The sequence below is a fragment of the Tepidimonas thermarum genome, assembly GCF_007556705.1.
Classification (GTDB): domain Bacteria; phylum Pseudomonadota; class Gammaproteobacteria; order Burkholderiales; family Burkholderiaceae_C; genus Tepidimonas; species Tepidimonas thermarum.
The window spans coordinates 1-15371 of sequence record NZ_VJOL01000057.1 but is presented as its reverse complement, the minus strand read 5'-3'; the positions used below and the strand labels follow the sequence as shown (position 1 = coordinate 15371).

Annotated in this window: 12 protein-coding genes; all 12 read left to right on the top strand. The window is 70.4% G+C overall.

Translation table 11 applies throughout. From position 1 onward, the window contains the following. Positions 1 to 244: 244 nt before the first annotated feature. The 12 genes from cobW (at position 245) to Tther_RS11425 (ending at position 15244) form a co-directional block, all read left to right on the top strand. Positions 245 to 1303, top strand: a complete 1059-nt coding sequence (gene cobW / locus Tther_RS11480; RefSeq protein WP_143903988.1) for a cobalamin biosynthesis protein CobW — start codon at positions 245 to 247, stop codon at positions 1301 to 1303. 15 nt (positions 1304 to 1318) lie between these two features. Further along, on the top strand, positions 1319 to 5107 hold the full coding sequence (cobN, locus tag Tther_RS11475) for a cobaltochelatase subunit CobN (RefSeq protein WP_143903986.1): 3789 nt from the start codon (positions 1319 to 1321) through the stop codon (positions 5105 to 5107). Between the two features lie 157 nt (positions 5108 to 5264). Further along, a complete protein-coding gene (locus Tther_RS11470) occupies positions 5265 to 6338 on the top strand; it encodes a magnesium chelatase ATPase subunit I (protein ID WP_143903984.1) in 1074 nt (357 codons plus the stop codon). Positions 6339 to 6451: 113 nt separating this feature from the next. Continuing rightward, positions 6452 to 7024 (top strand): vWA domain-containing protein, encoded by a 573-nt coding sequence (locus Tther_RS11465; RefSeq protein WP_143903982.1) that lies wholly within the window; start codon positions 6452 to 6454, stop codon positions 7022 to 7024. Between the two features lie 24 nt (positions 7025 to 7048). Further along, entirely contained in the window at positions 7049 to 8149 is a 1101-nt protein-coding gene (gene bluB / locus Tther_RS11460; protein ID WP_143903979.1) for a 5,6-dimethylbenzimidazole synthase, read from the top strand. Positions 8150 to 8231: 82 nt separating this feature from the next. Beyond that, positions 8232 to 9209 (top strand): biotin synthase BioB, encoded by a 978-nt coding sequence (gene bioB / locus Tther_RS11455; RefSeq protein WP_246099025.1) that lies wholly within the window; start codon positions 8232 to 8234, stop codon positions 9207 to 9209. 14 nt (positions 9210 to 9223) lie between these two features. Further along, complete coding sequence (gene cbiB, locus Tther_RS11450; protein WP_246099024.1) at positions 9224 to 10192, top strand: adenosylcobinamide-phosphate synthase CbiB; 969 nt, start codon at positions 9224 to 9226, stop codon at positions 10190 to 10192. After that, positions 10183 to 11256 (top strand): aminotransferase class I/II-fold pyridoxal phosphate-dependent enzyme, encoded by a 1074-nt coding sequence (locus Tther_RS11445; protein WP_143903975.1) that lies wholly within the window; start codon positions 10183 to 10185, stop codon positions 11254 to 11256. Before cbiB ends, Tther_RS11445 begins: the two co-directional genes overlap by 10 nt. After that, the gene (locus tag Tther_RS11440; RefSeq protein WP_143903972.1) at positions 11253 to 12725 is read left to right on the top strand and encodes a cobyric acid synthase; all 1473 of its coding nucleotides are present in this window, start codon (positions 11253 to 11255) and stop codon (positions 12723 to 12725) included. Before Tther_RS11445 ends, Tther_RS11440 begins: the two co-directional genes overlap by 4 nt. Positions 12726 to 12754: 29 nt before the next feature. Then, the gene (gene cobT, locus Tther_RS11435; RefSeq protein WP_143903970.1) at positions 12755 to 13813 is read left to right on the top strand and encodes a nicotinate-nucleotide--dimethylbenzimidazole phosphoribosyltransferase; all 1059 of its coding nucleotides are present in this window, start codon (positions 12755 to 12757) and stop codon (positions 13811 to 13813) included. 9 nt (positions 13814 to 13822) lie between these two features. Further along, positions 13823 to 14650 (top strand): adenosylcobinamide-GDP ribazoletransferase, encoded by an 828-nt coding sequence (locus Tther_RS11430; RefSeq protein WP_143903968.1) that lies wholly within the window; start codon positions 13823 to 13825, stop codon positions 14648 to 14650. A gap of 3 nt (positions 14651 to 14653) precedes the next feature. After that, positions 14654 to 15244 carry a histidine phosphatase family protein gene (locus Tther_RS11425; protein WP_143903966.1) on the top strand — a complete coding sequence of 197 codons (591 nt, stop codon included), beginning with the start codon at positions 14654 to 14656 and terminating at the stop codon, positions 15242 to 15244. The last annotated feature ends 127 nt before the right edge of the window (positions 15245 to 15371 follow it).

Genomic DNA, 15371 nt, shown 5'->3' with positions numbered 1-15371 from the left:
AGCAAGATCGCATAAGCGGCTTCCAAGGGGTTGGTTTCGACTCGTATTGCCATGAGGGTTACACCCCTTTCTCGAAGTCATGGCGTCAGACCCACCCTCGCGCTGTCTGCTGGGCGGGGAGCGTAGGCGCGTAGCGCCGGAGATCCCCGCCCAGCAGACAACCGGCAAAATGGAATTTACAGAAAGAACGATACACAACTGAAGCACTCGCCGCCGTCCCCTCACTTCCATCGAGACGTATCCCATGAACCTCCAGAAAATCCCTGCCACCATCGTCACCGGCTTCCTCGGGGCCGGCAAAACTACCCTGCTGCGCCACCTGCTCAAGCACGCGCAAGGCCGTCGCATCGCGGTCATCGTCAACGAATTCGGTGCCATGGGTATCGACGGCGAACTGCTGCGCGCCTGCGGCATCGGCTGTGATGAAGACGGCCGCGACAACGGCCAGCTGTTTGAGCTGGCCAACGGCTGCCTGTGCTGCACCGTGCAAGAGGAGTTCGCTCCGGTGATGGAACAGCTGGCCGCCCGGCGTGACCAGATCGACCACCTGGTGATCGAGACCTCCGGCCTGGCCTTGCCCAAGCCGCTGGTGCAGGCCTTTCAGTGGCCCAGCCTGCGCAACAGCTTCACGGTGGATGCGGTGGTGACGGTGGTGGACGCACCAGCCGTGGCTGCTGGGCAGTTCGCCCAAGACCCGGAGGCAGTGAACGCGCAGCGCCGCGCCGACGAAAACCTCGACCACGACTCGCCGCTGGCGGAGCTGTTCGAAGACCAGCTGGCCACCGCCGACCTGGTGGTGATCAACAAGACCGATGCCCTGGACGGCGGCGACCTGGCCCGGGTGGAGACCATCGTGCGCGGTCAAACCCCGGACGGCGTGAAGCTGATCCACGCCCAGCATGGGCGCGTGGACATCGACCTACTGCTGGGCATGGGCCGTGCGGTGGAAGACGTGATCGACACCCGCAAGACCCACCACGACGAGGAAGAGGACCACGACCACGACGAGTTCGATTCCCTGTCGCTCACGCTGGATGTGACCGACCGCCAGCGCCTGCTCGACGCGCTGGTGGCCCTGGTGCGCCGCCACGAGATCTACCGCGTCAAGGGCTTCGTGGCGCTGCCCAGTGCCGCCATGCGCCTGCTGGTGCAGGGTGTCGGGCAGCGCTTTGACAGCCAGTTCGACCGTCCTTGGCGCGCTGGTGAGGAGCGCATCAGCCGCCTGGTGTTCATTGGCGACCACCTGGACGCTGACCAGCTGCTGCGCGAGCTGCAGGCCGAGTTGGTCCCCGCCACGGCTTGAACGGGACACCCGCCCATGCACCTGCTGTCCACCCGCCCGGGCGGCCACGTCGAAGATGGTGGCCAAGGCATCGTACGCGTCGCGCAGACACCGGCCGACATCATCGTGCTCAGCGCGGCCGACACCACGCTGTCGCTGCTGGCCGACGCCGTGGAAACGCTGCCGCCGGACTTCCCCACGGTGCGGTTGGCCAATCTCATGTGGCTGCGCCAGCCCGCATCCATGGACTTTTATGCGGACGACGTGCTGCGCCATGCGCGCGTGGTGGTGATCGACCACCTGGGTGCGCCGGCTGACTGGGCCTACGTGGTGGAGCAGTCGGTGGAGTTGGCGCGGCGGCACGGGCAGTGGCTGTCCATTTTCTCCGGCGAGGCGCTAGAAGACCCCTTGCTGCTGCAGCGCGGGACGGCTGGCGTGGATGACAGCCGCCGGCTCTGGCGATACCTGCGTGAGGGAGGGCGTGACAACGCACGCGCGTTTTTCGAGTTCATCCACCACCGCGTCTGGGCTGCAGGGACCGAGCCGGCGCCGCCGCAGCCCATGCCGTCGACCCTGCGCTACCAGCCGGCACAGCCGCTGGCCTGGCGGGCCGGGCAGCCGGTGGCACTGCTGGTGTTCTACCGTGCGCACGTGCAGGCCGGCAACACGGCGGTGTTCGACGCGCTGCTGGCTGCGTTGCACGGGCGCGGCCTGAACGTGCTGGCGTTGGCGGTGGACTCGCTCAAGGCGCCTGCCACCCTGGCGACGCTGCAGGCCCTGGCCACCGAGCACGCAGTGGACGTGGTGCTCAACGCCACCAGCTTTGCCATCGGTGCGCTCGACGGCGTGGACCCCGACGGGACAGACCCGGTTGGACTGGCTGGCGATGCGCCAGTGCTGCAGCTCATCACCGCCGGCTGTGCGCGCGAACAATGGGCCGATGACCCGCACGGCCTGGCACCGCGCGACCTGGCGATGCAAGTGGTGCTGCCCGAGGTCGATGGCCGCATCGGTACCCGCGCCATCAGCTTCAAGGGCCTGGCCAGGCGCTGCGAGCGGGCCGAGGTGGACGTTGTGCGCTACCAGCCTGATGACGAGCGTATCGACTTCGTGGCCGAACTGGCCCAGCGCTGGTGCCGGCTGCGCCACACCCCGGTCGCCCAGCACAGGCTGGCCCTTGTGCTGGCCAACTATCCCAACAACGACGCACGCCTGGCCAACGGTGTGGGTCTGGACACACCGGCCACCGTGGTCGGTATCCTGCAGGCGTTGCGTGACCAGGGCTACGACACGGGCGAGCTACCCGACGGCGGCGATGCGCTGATGGCCCGTCTGATCGAAGGGGTGACCAACCACCTCGACGCCAACGACCACCGTCCCGTGGGCCAGAGTCTGGCCATGGCCGACTACTTGTCGGCCTTTCAAGCGCTGGCCCCCAAACGCCAGGCCGAGGTGATCGCCCTGTGGGGTCCACCGGAGCAGGACCCGATGGTGCGCGGCGGCCGCTTCATGATCCCCGGCCTGCGCCTGGGGCGGGTGTTCGTGGGCATTCAGCCTGCGCGTGGGCGCGATCTGGACCTGCTGTCCAGCTACCACGACGCCGACCTGGCGCCGCCGCACGGCTACCTGGCCTTTTATTTCTGGCTGCGCCGCACCTGGGCTGCCGACGCGCTGGTGCACGTGGGCAAGCACGGCAACCTCGAATGGCTGCCAGGCAAGAGCGTGGCCCTGGGCGCCGAGTGCTGGCCCGACGCCATCCTGGGCCCACTGCCGCACCTGTACCCCTTCATCGTCAACGACCCCGGCGAAGGCTGCCAGGCCAAGCGGCGCACGCAGGCGGTCATCATCGACCACCTCATGCCGCCGCTCACGCGCGCCGAGACCTACGGCCCGCTGCAGGTGCTGGAGCGGCAGATGGACGAGTACTACGAGGCCTTGTCGTTGGACCCGCGCCGCGCCGCGCGGTTGCGCCAGAACATTCTCGACCACGTCATCGCCCACGGCCTGCACGCCGACCTGGGCTTCGAGCCGCCGGCCGACGACGCGACGCGCCAGCGCGTGCTGCAGCGCCTGGACGCCTACCTGTGCGAGATCAAGGAATCTCAGATCCGCGACGGTCTGCACGTGTTCGGCCGCTCGCCCACGGGCCGCCAGCGCGCCGACACCCTGCTGGCGCTGGCGCGCTTTCCGCGTGGCAAGGGCGTGGGGCAGGGCAGCCTGCTGCAGGCCATTGCTGCCGACCTGGGGCTGGAGGGGTTTGACCCCCTGAACCCGGACTGGTCCCAGCCCTGGCAGGGCCCGCGCCCGGCCGCCCTTCAGGCCATGGGCGACGAACCCTGGCGCCACGCAGGCCACACCCGCGAACGCATTGAAAAGCTGGCCGCCCGTTGGCTGGCCGATGCCAACCTGCCGGACGCCGCGCAGTGGCCGCAGACCGCGGCGGTGCTGGCCCAGGTGCAGGGCGTGCTGGCCCCGCGGCTGGATGCCTGCGGCGAACAGGAAATGACCCAGCTGCTGCGCGGCCTGCGCGGCCGCTTCGTGCCGCCCGGTCCCAGCGGTGCGCCCTCGCGCGGGCGGCCCGACGTGCTGCCTACCGGTCGCAATTTTTACGCCGTAGACACCCGCGCCGTGCCCACCCCCACCGCCTATGCGATGGGTGCATTGGCGGCCGACCGGTTGATCGAGCGCCACCTGCAGGACCACGGCTGCTACCCGACAGCGGTCGGCTTGTCGGTCTGGGGCACCAGCACCATGCGCACCGGCGGTGAGGACGTGGCCCAGGCCATGGCCCTGCTGGGCGTTCGGCCCAAATGGGCACCCGGCAGTGGCCGGGTGGTGGACATCGAGGTGCTGCCCATGGCGATGCGCCAGCGGCCGCGGGTGGACGTGACGCTGCGCGTCTCGGGCTTCTTCCGCGACGCCTTCCCTGGCCTGATCGACCTGTTCGACACTGCCGTCAGGGCGGTGGCGGCGGTGCCCGCCGAAGACGAACCTGATGACGTGAACCCGGTACGTGCCCGCGTGCAGCGCGAAGCTGCCGAGGCCCGCGCCCACGGCCTGGCCGACGACAGCGTGCAGCGCCAGGCCAGCTGGCGGGTGTTTGGGCCGCGTCCGGGTGGCTATGGTGCGGGTGTGCAGGATCTGATCGATAGCGGGCGCTGGGAGGGACTGGGCGACCTCGCGCAGGCCTACTTGCGCGCAGGCGCCTTTGCATATGGCCCTGGCGGGCATGGGGTTGCCGCGCGAGCGAGTTTCGAGCGCCGCCTGGCCACCTTGGATGTGGTGCTGCATAACCAGGACAATCGTGAGCACGACATCCTCGACTCCGACGACTACTACCAGTTCCAGGGCGGCATGGCCGCCGCCGTGCAGTACCTGGGGGGTGCGCAGCCGGCGCTGTATCACGGTGACTTCAGCATCCCTGGCGCCCCGCGCGTGCGGACCCTGTCGGAAGAGCTCGCGCGGGTGGTGCGTTCGCGCGTGGTCAACCCCAAGTGGATCGCCGGCGTGCAACGCCACGGCTACAAGGGTGCGGCCGAAATGGCGGCCACGGTCGATTTCCTGTTCGCCTTCGACGCCACCACCGGCCAGATCGGGGACCACCAGTATGCACTGGTGGCCGACGCCTACGTACACGATCCCGCCAACCGCGCCTTCTTGGAACAGCACAACCCGCTGGCTCTGCGCAGTATCGGCGAGCGCCTGCTCGAAGCCATGCAGCGCGGTCTGTGGGCTCAGCCCGGTGACCACCGCGAACGCATCGAAGAAGTCCTGCTGGCGTTGGAGCACCGCCTGGAGTCGCAGGGCGAAGGACCGAATGTATGAAACACCCCCTGCGCCGCTGCGCGTCTTCCTCCTCTCCGGCCTTCGGCCTCAGGGGGACGCAGCCTGTGGCCCGGCAAAGCCGGTTCCACGGCCGTCTGGAAAGGAATCCCCTCGCTCATGCCATGGCGAACCAGGCGTGTTTTCAAGGAGAACCGACATGACGTCTGATCCGCATCCTGTGCAAGCACTGACGCCGGGCAGCCACTTGCAGTTCCCGTTCTCGGCCCTGGTGGGTAACCCCGAATTGCGCCAGGCCTTGCTGCTGGCGGCGGTGGATCCGGGCATTGGCGGTGTGCTCATCAGTGGGCCGCGCGGCACCGCCAAGTCCACGGCGGCGCGAGCCCTGGCCGACCTGCTGCCCGGCGCCCCTTTCGTCAGCCTGCCACTGACCGCCAGCGTGGAGCAGCTGGTGGGCACGCTCGACCTTGAGGACGTGCTGCGCGACGGCACGGTGCGGCTGTCCCCCGGTATGGTGGCTCGCGCCCATGGTGGCGTGCTGTACGTGGACGAAGTCAACTTGCTGCCCGACGCGCTGGTGGACGCGCTGCTGGACGTGGCTGCCAGTGGGGTGAACACGGTGGAGCGCGATGGCATTTCGCACCAGCATGCAGCGCGCTTCGTGCTGGTGGGTACTATGAATCCGGAGGAAGGCGAACTGCGACCTCAATTGCTGGACCGCTTCGGCTTGCTGGTGAAAATGGCCAACCCCGGCACGCCCGAACTACGTCAGGCCATCGTGCGCGCCCGCCTGGCCTTTGACCTCAACCCTCGGGCGGTGGTGCAGCAGTACGCTGCGGCCCAGGAGGCCCTGGTGGCGCAGTTGCAAAAGGCCCGCGCTGCGCTGACCGGGTTGGACTGGTCCGACGCGGTGCTGGCCCACGCCACCCGCCTGGCCCTGCAGGCCGGTGTGGACGGGGTGCGTGGCGACCTGGTGCTGATGCGGGCCGCCCGTGCCCATGCCGCCCTGCAAGGTCATACCCAGGTAAGCATTGCCGATGTGGACGCGGTTGCTGAACTCGCGCTGGCCCACCGTCGGCAGACTCCCGCTCCGATGCAGTCCCAGCTGCCTGCGGCCCGAACGTCCATGCCCCAGAGTCCGCCCACCAGCGACTGCGCTGCGGGTGGTGTCGTCCATCCTGCGCCCGAGGGTGACTGGGGTGCGTTGGCCCCGCAGTCCGAAGATATCGCCATCCGTCTGCCTGCTGGAGGGCTGGTGTCAAAAAAAGTCTGAGCCACCCCGCTGGCCGGGTGTTCGCGGTGCCGGGCCAGCGGCGGTGGCCATGTCTCACGCCAGGCCGTGTCCTGCCTGGCCTGTCGCCAACGAAGGGATCGGAGCTGGTGGTCGTGGGGGGGCGTATCCACTGGCCTCGTACCCTGGCCGCCAAGGGCGTGGCTGCGCTACAGCGCAAACACCTGCATTGGACGCTGCCTTCGGCTGGACCGGCCACGCTGCACCTGATCGTCCTGGATAACTCCGGTTCCATGCGCAAGGGCGGGCGCTTGGCGCTGGCCAAGGCGTTTGCCAGCCGGTTGGTGGAAGAGGCCACACGTGCTGGCACGCATGTGGCGCTGTTGCTGTTTGGCGGCCAGGGTGTGCAGTGGGTGCAGAATGCCGCACCTGCGCGCCGGTCTGTTCTGCCACGGGTCAGCGGCCTGGGTGGCGGTGGCGGTACGCCGCTGGTGGAGGCATTGCGCCAAGCTCAGGCCGAACTGCAGGCCTTCCGTCGCCGCCACGCCAGCGCGTCGCGCACACTGTGGCTGCTCACCGACGGGCGCAGTCTGGAGCAGCCCCAGTTGCCCGTCGACGCTGACCACCTGGTCATCGTCGATTTCGATGATCCGCGCCGTCCCCTCGGTCGCTGCCGCCAATGGGCCGAGCGCTGGGGCGCTGAATGGCGCCGCCCGCTGATGCCCTGACCCTGAGTGTCTGTGCCCACTGTCATGACCGAACTCATCATTTGCACCACCTGCCGCACAGCGGACACGCCGCGCGACCAGAAGGCCGCTGGCGAAATCCTGTTCGAAGCCGTCCAGGCCGAACAGGCCCTTGCTGACCACGCCGACTGGGCCAGCGTGCGCGTGCGCGGTATCGCCTGTACGGCTGGCTGCTCGCGCGCTTGCACTGTGGCCCTGCAGGCGCCGGGCAAGCACAGCTACCAGTTCGGCGACCTCGTGCCCTCGGAAGCCACGGCTCGCCAACTGCTCGATTGCGCCGCGCTGTACCACCGCACCCCCGACGGCAAGCTGGCCCGCGACGCCAGACCTCCCCTGCTGCGCAATGGTCTGCTATGCCGTCTGCCCCCCGCTGGAGGTCAGCCCCACATGAGGACCGTTGCGACGTCCGCACGGGCAAACGATCTGGCGTTTTCCGCGCCCGAGCGCGAGGCCGTGTACCGCGCTATTTTTGAACGGCGCGATATGCGGCATTTCGCTGGTGGCACGGTCGATCCCGCCGTGATGCGCAGACTTCTCATGGCCGCCCATCACGCGCCCAGTGTGGGGTACATGCAGCCATGGCGCTTCATTCGGGTCGCTTCGCGTGCCTTGCGAGCCGATCTGAAGGCGCTGGTGGAGCAAGAGCGCGAGCGCACTGCCCATGCTCTGGGCGAGCGGGGTAACGCTTTCATGCGCCTGAAGGTCGAGGGGCTGATGGATGCCGCCGAAGTCTGGGTGGTGGCCCTGGCAGAAGGCCGCGAACGCCATGTGTTCGGGCGCCGAACCCTGCCGCAGATGGACCTGGCGTCGGTGGCCTGCGCGATCCAAAATATGTGGCTGGCAGCCCGAGCAGAAGGACTGGGCATGGGCTGGGTGTCGATGTTCGACCCAAAGGCGGTGGCGGTGCGCCTGGGCATGCCCGACGGTGCCGAACCTGTTGCCATGCTGTGCATCGGCCCCGTCCACTGCTTCTACGACGAGCCCATGCTGGAGAAGGAACGTTGGAGCCGCCGTGCCGATATCGACACATTGCTTTTCGAAGATGTCTGGGGTCATGCCTGGGGCGCTTCCTCGCTCCCAACCCCGATTACCGATTCCATAAGTTGAAGCTGGAGAAGAAATGACCACCTCGAACACGCTGACTGCCGATACTCTTGAAAAGCCTTTGCACTTTCATGGCCGTCGCGCAATGGCCAAGACACCGGTGAGCGACCCCAACCCCGATGCAGCCTGGTCCGTGGCCGAAGTGCATGCCCTGCTGGACCTGCCTTTCCCGGAACTGTTGCATCGCGCCCAGACCGTGCATCGCGAATATCACGATCCGACCCTCATGGAGCTGGCCACGCTACTGTCCATCAAGACCGGCGGTTGTCCGGAGGATTGCGCCTACTGTCCCCAATCGGTGCATCACCCCACGGGCGTGACCGCCACCAAGGTGATGACGCCCGAAGCGGTGCGGCAGGCGGTGCGGCAGGCGCGTGCCGCGGGGGCGCAGCGTTTTTGCATGGGGGCGGCGTGGCGTGCCCCCACCGACCGTGACGTGGACAAAGTGGCCGACCTGGTGCGCGTGGTCAAGGATGAGGGGCTGGAGGCGTGCTGCACCCTGGGCATGCTGACCGCACCGCAGGCCCAGCGCTTGCGCGATGCGGGGCTGGACTACTACAACCACAACCTGGATACCGCCCCCGAGCTCTACGGCCACATCATCACCACGCGCGACTACGAAGACCGGCTGCAAACCCTGCAGCATGTGCGCCAAGCGGGCATTCGGGTCTGCTGTGGGGGCATCGTGGGTATGGGCGAATCGCGCGCCGGGCGCGCCGGTCTGATCGCCCAGTTGGCCAATCTCGACCCGTATCCGGAATCGGTGCCGATCAACCATCTGGTCAAGGTCCCGGGGACACCGCTGGCCGCGCAGCCCGATTTGGACCCCTTGGAGTTCGTGCGAACCGTGGCGGCCGCGCGCATCACCATGCCGCGCGCCAAGGTGCGGCTGTCGGCGGGCCGGCGTGACATGGACGACGCGACCCAGGTGCTGTGCTTTCTGGCGGGCGCCAATTCGATTTTTTATGGCGACAAGCTGCTGGTCACGGGCAACGCCGATGTCGACGCCGACCAGGCGCTGCTGGCGCGGCTGGGCATGCGCACCCGCCAAGCGGCGGCCTGAGCCTGGGGGCGGTCGTGGCGTGGGATTGGCCCCAACCCGCGGTGCTGGCGCTGGCCGTGCTGCTGGCGCTGGCGCTCGACCGCGCGTGGGGCGAGCCACCGGCGTGGCTGCATCCCGTGGTGGGCATGGGGCGTTGGCTGGCGTTCCTGGGGGATCGCGTGGCGCCGCGCGCAGGGCAGCCCCAGCGTCCCGGGCCGCGGCGGCTGCTGGGTGCCCTGGCCTGGCTGCTGGGCGCGCTGAGCGTGTGCGCCGGCGCGTACCTGGTGCAGACGGCGCTGTCGTCATGGCACGGGTGGGCGCAGGCCGTGGCCCTGGGGGTGCTGCTCAAGCCCATGCTGGCCTGGCGCATGCTGCGCGACGAGGTGGCGGCGGTCGAGGGCGCGCTGGCGCAATCGCTGGACGCGGGCCGCGCCCAGGTGGCGCGGCTGGTCAGCCGTGACGTGTACGCGCTCGATGAAGCGGGGGTGCGGCAGGCGGCGCTGTCCACGCTGGCGGAAAACCTCAACGACTCGGTGGTGGCGCCGCTGTGTTGGTTTGCCGTGGCCGGCTTGCCCGGCGCGGTGCTGTACCGCTGGTCCAACACCGCCGATGCCATGTGGGGCTACCGTGGTGTGCGCGCGGGGCGCGACTGGACCTGGGCCGGTTGGTGGGCCGCGCGCGCCGATGACGCCCTGTCGTGGTGGCCGGCGCGGCTGACCGCGCTGCTGCTGTTTGCCGCGGCCGGGCGCCGGCCGGACGAAGGGCTGGCGGCCCAGGCGCGGCGCACGCCCTCGCCCAACGGGGGCTGGCCGATGGGTGCGTTGGCGCTGGCGCTGGACGTGCGCTTGGACAAACCCGGCGTCTACACCCTGCACGCCACGGGCCGCACGCCGGGGCCGGCCGACACCGCTGCGGCGTTGCGCGTGTGCGGCCGGGTCGTGGCCGGCTGCGCGCTGCTGGCCGCAGGGGTGGCATGGTGCGGAGGGTGGGCGGCATGGCCCTGAACGCTGCCCGCACCCGGCGGCCGGTGCCAGCCCCCAGCCGGGCAGGCGCCGGCCACGCGACCGCGACCGGCGCCCGATCGCACGGCGGCCCGGATGCCCGCGGCCCCGCAGACTGGGACTTTTCCACCAACGCCAACGCCTGCGGGCCGTGCCCCCACGCCTGGGCGCGGGTGCAGGCGGCCGCTCGCACCCGCTACCCAGACCCCACCTACCAGGCGCTGCGCGAGCGGCTGGCGCGCTTGCACGGCGTGCCGCCCGGGCGCATCCTGATGGCGGCCAGCGGCAGCGAGTGGATCATGCGCTGGACCGCGTGGTGCGCGCGCGGCGGCCTGCGCCGCGTCTGGCTGCCGCCGCACGGGTATGGCGACTACGCGCACGCGGCGGCGCTGTGGGGACTGCGGCGTGTGCGCCAACCGCAGCAGGCGCAGCTGGCGTGGCTGTGCGATCCGGGCAGCCCGCTGGGGCAACCGGAGGACCCCGCCGTGGCCGCCGCGCTGCTGGCCGATCCGTGCCGGCCCGTGGCGCTGGATCTGGCCTATGCGCCGCTGCGCCTGCACGATGACACCGGGCTGCACGACACCATGCGCGAACGCGTCTGGCAACTGTGGTCGCCCAACAAAGCGCTGGGCCTGACCGGCGTGCGCGCGGCCTATGTGGTGGCACCCTTGCAGGCGGACGCGGCGGATGTGGCCGCGTTGGATGCTATGGCGCCGTCGTGGCCGCTGGGGGCCGATGGTGTGGCGCTGCTGCATGCCTGGACCGATGACGCCACCCAGGGCTGGTTGCGTGCCACGCTGCCCACGCTGCAGCGCTGGAAGGCGGACCTCGTGGCGCTGCTGACGCGCCGCGGCTGGCGCTGCCAGCCCAGTGTGACGCCGTTCGTGTGCGCGCGGCCACCGCACCCCATCGATGCCGAAGCTTTGCGCGCCCACGGCGTCAAGCTGCGCGATGCGGCCTCGTTTGGGCTGCCGGGTTGGTGGCGGCTGAGCGCGCAACCACCACAGGCGTTGGCGGCGCTCGATGCCGCGCTGGCCGCCGTCCAAGCGGGGGAGGGTGAGCCGTGACGGCACGCTGTGTGATCGTGTGGGGGACCTCCAGCGGCGCGGGCAAGAGCTGGCTGGCCACGGCGCTGTGCCGCTGGTACGCGCGCCAGGGCTGGCGCGTGGCGCCCTTCAAGGCGCAAAACATGAGCAACAACGCGCGCGTGGTGGCGTTGCCACAAGGCGGGGAGGGGGAGATCGGCGCGGCCCAGTACTTCCAGGCGCTGGCCGCCGGGGTAGAGCCGGACGTGCGCATGAACCCATTGCTGCTCAAGCCCGAGGCCGACACGCGCAGCCAGGTGGTGCTGCTCGGCCGCGTGGCGCCGGCGTTGGGCGCGCTGCCGTGGCGCGAGCGCAGCGCACGGGTCTGGCCGGACGTGGCCGCAGCGCTGGATGCGCTGCGCGCGGAACACGACCTGGTGGTGATCGAAGGCGCCGGCTCGCCGGCCGAAATCAACCTGCAAGCCAGCGACATCGTCAACCTGGCCGTGGCGCGCCACACGCAAGCGCGCGCGCTGTTGGTGGCCGATATCGACCGCGGCGGGGCATTTGCGCATCTCTATGGCACGTGGGCGCTGCTGCCGGAGGATGTGCGTGGGCAGTTGCGGGGTTTCGTCCTCAACAAGTTTCGCGGCGACCCGGCCCTGCTGGCGCCCGCGCCCGCACAGTTGCAGGCCCTCACCGGCGTGCCTACGGTGGCGACCGTGCCCATGCGCTGGGACCACGGGCTGCCCGAGGAAGACGGCGTCTTTGACGACCGCGCTAGCGCCGCCGGTGTGGTGCGCACCACGGTGGCGGTCATCGCCTACCCACGGTTGAGCAACCTGGACGAATTCCAACCCCTGCGCCATGTGGAGGGGGTGCGCCTGGTCTGGGCGCGCCAGCCCGCCGACTGCGCGGGCGCGGATTGGATCGTCCTGCCTGGCTCGAAGGCCACGGCGGACGATCTGGCCTGGCTGCGCGCCCGCGGGCTGGACCAGGCCGTGGTCCAGCACGCCGCCAGCGGCCGCCCGGTGCTGGGGATCTGCGGGGGCTTGCAAATGCTGGGCGAGGCGCTCATCGACCCGCACGGCATCGACGGCAACGCCCCCGGGCTGGGCCTGCTGCCCCTGGTCACGGTGTTCGAACGCGACAAAACCGTGTGCCGCACCCAGGTCCGCTTGGGGCCATGCCGGGGGGCCTGGTCCGCGCTGTCGGGTGTGGCGGTGTCGGGCTACGAAATCCACCACGGACAGACGGCACCCCACCCCGGGCTGGTGGCCGCCGGGCAGGCGCTGCACACCGTGGTGCCCGGTCTGGCGTGGCAAAGCGCGGCGGGCAACGTGCTGGGCGTGTACCTGCACGGCCTGTTCGAGGATGCGCGTGTCTTGCACGCCCTGTTTGGTGCCCGCGCCCGACCGCTGTCGTCGATCTTTGATGCGCTGGCCGACGGGATCGACACGCAGTTCCAACCCGGCGTGCTCGAGGCCCTGGTGGCCCCCGGTCGGCCGTGATCCCCCCCCTGTTCGACAAGGAGCGATCGATGTCTGTGTCCCTTCCCGACGTACCCGATGTGCACGATGCGGCGCTGGCCGCGCGCTTGCAGGCGCTGCTCGACGACAAAACCAAGCCGCAGGGCTCGCTCGGGCGCCTGGAATCCCTCGCGCTGCGCATCGGGCTCATCCTGGGCGACGAGGCCCCCCAGTTGCGCGATCCGCAGCTGGTGGTGTTTGCGGGCGACCATGGGCTGGCGGCGCGCGGCGTCTCGGCCTACCCGAGCGAGGTCACGTGGCAGATGGTGGAAAACTTTCTGGCCGGTGGCGCGGCCGTGAGCGTGCTGGCGCGCCAGCACGGTCTGGCGCTGACCGTCGTCGACTGCGGCGTGCGCCACGCTTTTGCGCCGCGCCCGGGGCTCGTGGACGCCAAGGTGGGGTGGGGCACGGCCGACAGCAGCGTCGAGCCCGCCATGACCCCCGCGCAGTGCGCGGCCGCGCTGGAGCACGGCATGGCGGTGGTGCGCGCGCGGCCCGGCAATGCGCTGCTGCTGGGCGAAATGGGGATTGGCAACACCTCGGCGGCGGCGCTGCTGATGAGCCGCTTGACCGGGTTGGACATCGCCGACTGCACCGGGGCCGGCACCGGCCTGGACGCGGCGGGGGTGGCCCGCAAAGTGGCGGTCCTGCGTCAAGTCCTCGAACGCCATGCGGCGGCGTTGGCGCCGCTGGATGCGCTGGCCGCGCTGGGCGGGTTCGAGATCGCGGCCATGACCGGCGCGGTGCTGCAAGCGGCGGCCGAACGCCGCGTGATCGTGGTCGATGGCTTCATCACCACGGCGGCGGTGCTGGTGGCGGCACGCCTGCGGCCGCACGTGCTGCAGCGCTGCGTGTTCGCCCACCGCTCCGGCGAGCGCGGTCACGCGCTGCTGCTGGCGCACTTGAGGGCCGAGCCGCTGCTCGATCTGGGCCTGCGCCTGGGCGAGGGGTCGGGCGCCGCGCTGGCCTGGCCGCTGCTGGTGTCGGCCTGTGCCATCCTGCGCGAGATGGCCAGCTTTGGCACTGCCGGGGTGTCGCGGCGCGCCGCGGCATCCGCGCAAACGGTGTAAGGGCTGGCGATGCTCGCGCGCGCCGTGCGGCACTGGCTGCTGGCCTTGCAATTTTTTACGCGCATCCCGGTGACCGGCCGCATCGCGGCCTGGGTGGGGTACACGCCTGCCATGCTGCGCGCCAGTGCGGCGCATTTTCCTGGCGTGGGCTGGGTGGTGGGGGGCTGCAGCGCCGTGGTGGGGGCTGGGGCGCTGGCGGTGTTGCCCGCGCAGACGCTGTCGGCCGTGCTGGCGGGCGTGCTGGCCACCGTGGCCAGCGTGTGGCTGACCGGGGCCTTCCATGAAGACGGCTTGGCCGACACCGCCGACGCGCTGGGCGGGCTGGTGCCGCGCGAGCGCGCGCTGGAGATCATGAAGGATTCGCGCATCGGCAGCTACGGCACCGCCGCGCTGGTGCTGGCGCTGCTGACCAAGGTGGCCATGTTGGCCTTGCTCGCGGGTCAGGGCGGGGCGATGTTGGCGGCGGCGCTGTTGGGGGGGCACGTGACCTCGCGCTGGACGCCGTTGTGGATCATACGCACGCTGTCCCACGTGGGGGATGCGCCACACGCCAAGTCCAAGCCGCTGGCCGATGCGATCAGCGCCGGTGCGCTGGCGGTGGGCACGCTGTGGTGGTTGGCGGCCATCGCGCTGTGCGCGGTCTGGGTGCCGTCGGCGTCGTGGCTGGGGGGCGTGCTGGGCGCCGTGCTGGCGCTGGGTTGGATGCGCCGCCTGCTGGCGCGGCGCCTGCAGGGGTTCACCGGGGACACGCTGGGGGCTACCCAGCAGCTCAGCGAGCTGGGCTTTTACCTGGGCCTGCTCATGGTGCCGGGGCTTGCGGCCCACGCGGGAGGGTGACCGATGCGCTTGTGGCTGGTGCGGCATGCCGCGACCACCGCGCCGCCCGACGTTTGCATCGGCCGCACCGACGTGCCGGCCAGCGACGACGCGACCGCGCAGGCTGCGCGCCGGCTGCACGCCGCGCTGCCGGCGCGCTTGGCCTGGCGGGTCTCGCCGAGCGCGCGCGCGCGCCAGCTGGCGCAGGGTCTGCAGGCGCTGCGCCCACACCTGCGCGCGCCCGTGGTCGATGCGCGTTTGGCGGAACTGGACTTTGGCGCCTGGGAAGGCCAGCGCTGGGACGCCGTGCCACGCGCCGAGCTCGATGCCTGGGCGGCGGCGTTTGCGGACCACCGCCCGGGCGGCGGTGAGTCGGTGCGGGCGCTGTTGCGGCGGGTGCGCGCGGCCTTGCACACGGTGGTGGACGATGCGCCCGCGCTCGATCAAGTCTGGATCACGCACGCGGGGGTGATCCGCGCCGTGCTCCACACCCTGGCGGCGGGGTGGGGGGCCGTCCCCACGGCGGCGTCGGCGTGGCCGCAAACCCCGGTGCGCTGCGGCCAGTGGGTGGCGGTGCCGCTTGCGGCCCTGCGCGCGGATCGGGATTTTCCCTAGGGAACCACTGAACAAAAAAGCTCGTACACCGCACACTCGCTCACGCTCGCTGTGAGGTCAGCGCAAATCACCCCAAGGCAGCCTCTGAGGCGCCCAAAGTGCCCTCGCGGCGGTGCAAAACCCGCCC

Bases quoted from the DNA above. Each gene is read 5' to 3' on its own strand.
- Tther_RS11470 (WP_143903984.1), top strand. From the start codon at position 5,265: ATGACGTCTGATCCGCATCCTGTGCAAGCACTGACGCCGGGCAGCCAC.
- Tther_RS11430 (WP_143903968.1), top strand. From the start codon at position 13,823: ATGCTCGCGCGCGCCGTGCGGCACTGGCTGCTGGCCTTGCAATTTTTT.
- Tther_RS11425 (WP_143903966.1), top strand. From the start codon at position 14,654: ATGCGCTTGTGGCTGGTGCGGCATGCCGCGACCACCGCGCCGCCCGAC.
- cobT (WP_143903970.1), top strand. From the start codon at position 12,755: ATGTCTGTGTCCCTTCCCGACGTACCCGATGTGCACGATGCGGCGCTG.
- Tther_RS11445 (WP_143903975.1), top strand. From the start codon at position 10,183: ATGGCCCTGAACGCTGCCCGCACCCGGCGGCCGGTGCCAGCCCCCAGC.
- cobN (WP_143903986.1), top strand. From the start codon at position 1,319: ATGCACCTGCTGTCCACCCGCCCGGGCGGCCACGTCGAAGATGGTGGC.
- cobW (WP_143903988.1), top strand. From the start codon at position 245: ATGAACCTCCAGAAAATCCCTGCCACCATCGTCACCGGCTTCCTCGGG.
- bioB (WP_246099025.1), top strand. From the start codon at position 8,232: ATGGCCAAGACACCGGTGAGCGACCCCAACCCCGATGCAGCCTGGTCC.
- bluB (WP_143903979.1), top strand. From the start codon at position 7,049: ATGACCGAACTCATCATTTGCACCACCTGCCGCACAGCGGACACGCCG.